Genomic DNA, 6,000 nt, shown 5'->3' on the forward strand with positions numbered 1-6,000 from the left:
TAATTTTTTGTTTCCTTGTCTTTAACATAAGATTTTTTTAGGCTGCAAAAGTACGAATTTTTCATTTCTATTGTAACCTCAAAAAACAAAAAATTTAGTAATTTTTTTTGTTTATCTATGAAAGACAGATAGATTGGCACTGTCCGCAAACAAGTGACTTTATATAAGATGTGGCAGACCCGTCGAAATTTTTGGAGAAAATTAGATGTTTTTCTCCGGTTTAAATTATTGCGGTAAGAATTCCTCTCTGATACTTAGTTTATCTAAAAATTTTCACCCTTCAATTATTCTATTGCTATATAAATTTCCGTTTTTAGTTTCTCCGGAGCAACTCGTGCGGGATTGCTGATATACTTTTCAAAACACTGATAATTTCTCAGTTTATACCCGCTTTCGGGAAGCCATTCGGAATAAATAGTATCGTAAACCATATCAAGCTTATCATAAGTACCTTGGTAAAGAAAAACAGCAAAGCGGCCGCCTTCAATTGTTTTAACACCAATTTCACCTTTTGATTCCGTTTTTTTATGAATGGCAAGACATATATCCGTTCTCAATTTATTTGGATCTGTGATTTTAGGATCATCATAATAAATTGCAATATGCTCCATACCTTTCGTAAATAGTTTTTGTTCTTTTACATATTGCCAAAGTTTTTGCCAGGCACTTCCAAAATCAAGCTCACCATAATTACCGGTTAATTTAATATAAATAACTTGTTTAGGATTCAACTCCAAAATTTTCGGACTTTTTAAATTTAATTTTTCATTTAGTCGAGATTGTTTCATAATAATCAAATCTTTATTGTTTCTATAATCATTAGGGGAAAATCCGTATAAAGCACGAAAAGCTTTGGAAAAAGAAGAAGGCACATTATATCCGACCTGATAAGCAATTTCATTAATTGCAATATTGCTATACCTTAGTTGTTTGGCTGCTTTTTCCAATCGTGTTCTTGTAATATAAGTGCCGAGGGGTTCACCAAAATAAGCTCGGGTAATACGATGAAAATGCCACAGTGAAAAACATGAAATTTCTGCAAGTTTCATCATATCAATATCTTCATCCAGATGGTTATTAATATATTCGGAAATAATATTAATTCTTTTGATATAATCTTCTTTGGTTGTCGGCCTTTGAGTCATCTTATATAAATTTTCCGCAAAGATATGTCCTCAAATCAACATAGACTTTTCCTATATTGCTATTTTATATCTAACTAATCTTTTTTCTCTTTAGCCTGAGACTATTAGTAACAACACTTACGCTGCTAAAAGCCATTGCGGCACCGGCAATCATCGGGTTTAATAAGAATCCGTTTATCGGGTAAAGAATTCCTGCGGCAATCGGAACTCCTATCAAATTATAAATAAAAGCCCAGAAAAGGTTTTGTTTAATTGTTCGAACGGTAAACTTAGAAAGTTTAATAGCTTCCGGAATTTTGCCCAAATCTGATGAAATAATAGTCATTTTCGCTACATCCATAGCAATATCACTGCCCTTTCCCATAGCAATACTAAGATCCGCTTGCGCTAAAGCGGCACTATCGTTTATACCGTCGCCAACCATTGCAACAATCTTTCCTTCAGATTGTAATTGTTTAATAAAACTTGATTTTTCATTAGGAAGAACTTCAGCCTTAAAATGCTTTATTCCTACTTTAAGGGCAATTTCTTGTGCGGTTTCCTTATTGTCGCCGGTAAGCATATAAACTTCAATTCCCGATTTTTCTAATTCTTCAACAGCTTTTATAGAATTATCCTTTATTTTATCTGTTATGCCTACAACTGCCAAAGCTTGCTTACTATCTGCAAACCAAATTACAGTTTTAGATTCTTTAGCAAGTTTTTCGGCATTTTCTAATAAAGTTTTATTGGTTGAAATATTATTTTCAACAAGGAGTTTATTGTTTCCGGCAAAATATAAATCACCATTCACAAAACCCTTGATTCCTTTACCTGTGACACTTTCGAATTTTTTTATTTCGATTTCTTTTGAATCCGCAAAATGATGAATTACGGCATCGGCGAGCGGATGTTCCGATAATTTCTCAAGACTATAGAAAATATTTTTCTTATCGTCATAATCATCTAACCAGATAGTGTCTGTTACAACAGGTTTTCCTTCCGTAATTGTTCCTGTCTTATCAAGAACAACAGCATTGACTTTTTTTGCAATTTCCAGACTTTCGGCGTCCTTTATCAAAATTCCGTTTTCGGCACCTTTTCCGATTCCTACCATAATTGCCGTTGGTGTTGCCAATCCGAGCGCGCAGGGACAAGCAATAATAAGAACAGTAACCATTGCAAGAAGACCGTGAGTAACACCATTTGTATGATCGAAAATTATCCAAAGAATAAAAGACAAAACGGCAATTCCTATTATCGTCGGTACAAAAACGGAAGCAATTTTATCCGCTAACTTCTGAACCGGAGCCTTGCTTCCCTGTGCATCCTTAACCATTTGTATAATTTGGGATAACATAGTATCATTGCCGACTTTTTCAGCTTTGAAATTAAAACTTCCTTTCTGATTTATAGTTCCGGCAAAAACTTTCGAATCGTTTTCCTTAAAAACGGCCGTCGGTTCGCCACTTAACATACTTTCATCAACATAAGAATTTCCATCTATGACAATTCCGTCAACGGCAATTTTTTCTCCGGGTTTTACAACAATAATATTTCCGGGTTCAATTTTATCTACAGAGATTTCTTTTTGCTTACCCGATTCATCAATAATTATTACCGATTTCGGTTGTAAGCCCATCAACTTTTTAATCGCAGATGAAGTATTTCCCTTTGCTTTTTCTTCGAGCAACCGACCAAGCAAAATGAAAGCAATTATCACACTTGAAGCTTCAAAATAAACATGAGGTTCAATTCCGCGCGAAATCCAGAATTCAGGAAAAAACATATTAAATAAGCTAAAAAAATATGCAATTCCCGTACTCAAAGCCACCAAAGTATCCATACTTACAGAACGGTGTTTCAACTGTTTCCAAGCATTTATAAAGAAGTCTCTTCCTAACCAGAAAACCACTGGAGTTGAAAGTACGCACATAATTATGTTTGCATACGGCATATGCATAAAAAACATACCTATAACAAATATCGGTAATGAAAGAATTATTGCCCACACAGTACGGGTTTTCAGCTGTTTGAACTTCTTTTGGTGTATTTCTTCGAGTTCATCAGAAAGGTTTTTATTTTCGTCAATGATAAGATCATATCCAATATTTTGAACAGCAGCACGGATTTTTTCGGAAGAAGTTGAATCCGGGTCAAATTCAACAGTTACGGTCGCATTTGCAAAGTTTACAGCGGCTTTTTCAATACCTTCCGTTTCATTCAACATCTTATCTATTTTGGCGGCACAAGCTGCACAGCCCATGTTGAGAACCGGAAAGGTTTTTTTTATGGTTTTATTTTTAGGCATAATAAAATAATATCAAAAGGTTTATGCAAAGATATAAAACAATTGGTATTTGATAATTAATAATTGGTAATTAATTGATTAACTTCTCAAGTTGTTTATAAAATTTAAGAAAAGAGTTATCTCAAACAGAAACAATCTTTATTCTAAATTATCATCTTTTGTATCGGAACTTTAACAATTCATCTTTTGTACTTATATCTTCTTTTTGTACATTTGTGAATTAATAATTTTTTCTTTAATTAAAAATAATAAACTATGAAGCATTTTTTTATTTTCCTCGCAGCAGTACTTTTTATTAGTACATTAACTTTCGGACAAGATGTAGTAAAGCAAGCTTATTTAGATGAGAACGGTGTTGTTCAAGTAAAAGAAGTTATAACAAATGAAACTATTTCTACTAACAAACAAGAGAAATCTCAAGTCAACGGTTTTCCCGTATATTTTGGATCGAATACAACATATAAAAACTTCCGTGGCGTAACTTTAGCAAATTTAGATGGTCAGCCCGGAGATGAAATTATTATATCCACCAATGATTCCGTTTATGTTGTTAAAGGCAACGGTTCTATTTTATGGCAAGCTAAATTGAACGGTTTGGCTCAATGGCCTCCAACTGTGGGAGATATAAACAATGACGGAAAATTAGAAGTTATTGTTGCATCTTCCTATGCAACACAAAGAGGTGCTATTGATGTATTTGACAATGAGGGGAATGCTTTAGCCGGATTTCCTTATGTAATTACCAGAGGTCCCGTTTCTTGTGCACCTACTTTGGGTGATATTGACGGTGACGGTTATCTTGACATTATTTTCGGGACTCGCGGTTCCGCTGCAATTGAGCTTGATCCTATGACAAGAGTTATCAATTATTTAGCTGAGGACGTTGCCGGATTCCCGGTGTCTTTAGGAGCTACTCCCGCCGTAACGCCTTCTGTTGCAGATATTAATCATGACGGAAAGCTTGAAATTATCACGGCAAGTGTTGAAGGCTGGTATATTTTCGACAACGAAGGAAACATTTTAGAAAATTATCCTATACTTGATCCTGACCAAGATTTCAGATTCTCATATCAATCACCATTGGTTGCCGACTTAGATAGTAATGGAGATTATGATATTGTCGGCGCTACACATGGAAATACTCCGGTACATTATGTATTGAATGCTTTGAGTGGTGAATTTAGGACCGGCTGGCCAAAATATATTCCCGACCAAACTTGGACTTATAGCGCTCCAACTGTTGTATATCTTGAAGATGAAAATGATTACGCTATTTTTGCCAGTCGTCCCTTAACCGGCGATGAGTCCGGACCAATGCTCTGGAAATACGATAAGAACGGAAATATTGCTCCTGGTTTTCCGATTTCTAAGGTCGGCGGACTTGAAGGATTTATTTCTATTGCGGATATTAATGATGATGGAGACTATGAAATTCTTTTCGGTTCTAATATTGTAGATAGTAATTACGACGGTTATATTCACGCCTATAATATGGACGGAACTCCTGTTACGGAAAATTTCCCGCTTCGTCCGCACGGATTTACTTTTATGAACGGCGTTAATTTAGGCGATGTTGTCGGAGACGGTAAATTATATTTAATTGCATTATCTTACGAGAATACTTTTAGTGCCGACGATAAAACTTTGGTAAATGTTTATCCTTTGGATGTTGACTTGAATGAGAATACGATTTTATATCAAGGTTACAAAGGAAATAATTACCGAAACGGCTATGTGCCGACACTATCTTTATTATGTGACGCTCCGGTGAATTTACAGGCAGAACAAATACAAGATGAACTCCAAATTGTTCTTACTTGGGAACACACTTTATTGCCACAATTCAGAACTTTCAATGTTTATCGTGATGATGAACTTATTGCCGAAAATATTTCAGAGCTTAGCTATACGGATATAAATGCTAATATTGGAGAAAATATTTATGCCGTAACAACTAATTATATTGACTGTGAGTCTGATGCCGCTACAATTGATCTTACATTATTGGGAATAAGTAATTATGAAAATAATGTACAGGTTTATCCTAATCCGGCAAAAGAATTTATCAATGTAAAATGTAATAACATGAAATCTATTATTATATACAACAATATCGGACAAATAGTTGAAAAGATTGATGTATCAGGAAGCAATGAATATAAAGTCAATATACAAAATTATTCTTCAGGATTTTATTTTATTGATATAATGCAGAATAATAATGTTACTTCAAAAGTAAAAGTTGTAATTCAATAGATGAAGAAAGAAACCGCAGACGATACTTAAACAGGATGCGCAATCTTTTAAGTTGCTTTATTTATAAAATTTACTCGGTTTAATATGAAATTTAAAGTCCTAAATCCTGAAACTTTCTAAACTTTAGGTTTTCTAAACTCTGCAATTTCAATTTGAAATTCAAAACTTAATAAAAAAAGAGGCTTCAATGAGCATGCTTGGTCGGAAGATTTTTCTTTCGACCAATTTTTGTTTAATTATTTGATTTTTAACATATTATACTTGTTTATATCATTTGATTTGATTATCTTTGTACATTGATAATCAAAC

At 34.0% G+C, this 6,000-nt stretch carries 3 protein-coding genes; 1 reads left to right on the plus strand and 2 read right to left on the minus strand.

The window, feature by feature from the left end; genetic code table 11:
- Window positions 1–284: 284 nt before the first annotated feature.
- Together LBP67_10195 and LBP67_10200 are read right to left on the minus strand one after the other, a co-directional pair.
- Window positions 285–1,145 (minus strand): AraC family transcriptional regulator, encoded by an 861-nt coding sequence (locus tag LBP67_10195; GenBank protein MDR2085349.1) that lies wholly within the window; start codon window positions 1,143–1,145, stop codon window positions 285–287.
- Window positions 1,146–1,215: 70 nt separating this feature from the next.
- On the minus strand, window positions 1,216–3,435 hold the full coding sequence (locus LBP67_10200) for a heavy metal translocating P-type ATPase (protein MDR2085350.1): 2,220 nt from the start codon (window positions 3,433–3,435) through the stop codon (window positions 1,216–1,218).
- A 255-nt stretch (window positions 3,436–3,690) separates the two neighbouring features.
- Here LBP67_10200 and LBP67_10205 point away from each other — a divergent pair, with 255 nt between their 5' ends.
- Window positions 3,691–5,691, plus strand: coding sequence for a T9SS type A sorting domain-containing protein (locus tag LBP67_10205; GenBank protein ID MDR2085351.1), 2,001 nt, complete (start codon window positions 3,691–3,693; stop codon window positions 5,689–5,691).
- Window positions 5,692–6,000 lie beyond the last annotated feature (309 nt).

Source organism: Bacteroidales bacterium (assembly GCA_031276035.1).
Classification (GTDB): Bacteria; Bacteroidota; Bacteroidia; order Bacteroidales; family BM520; genus RGIG7150.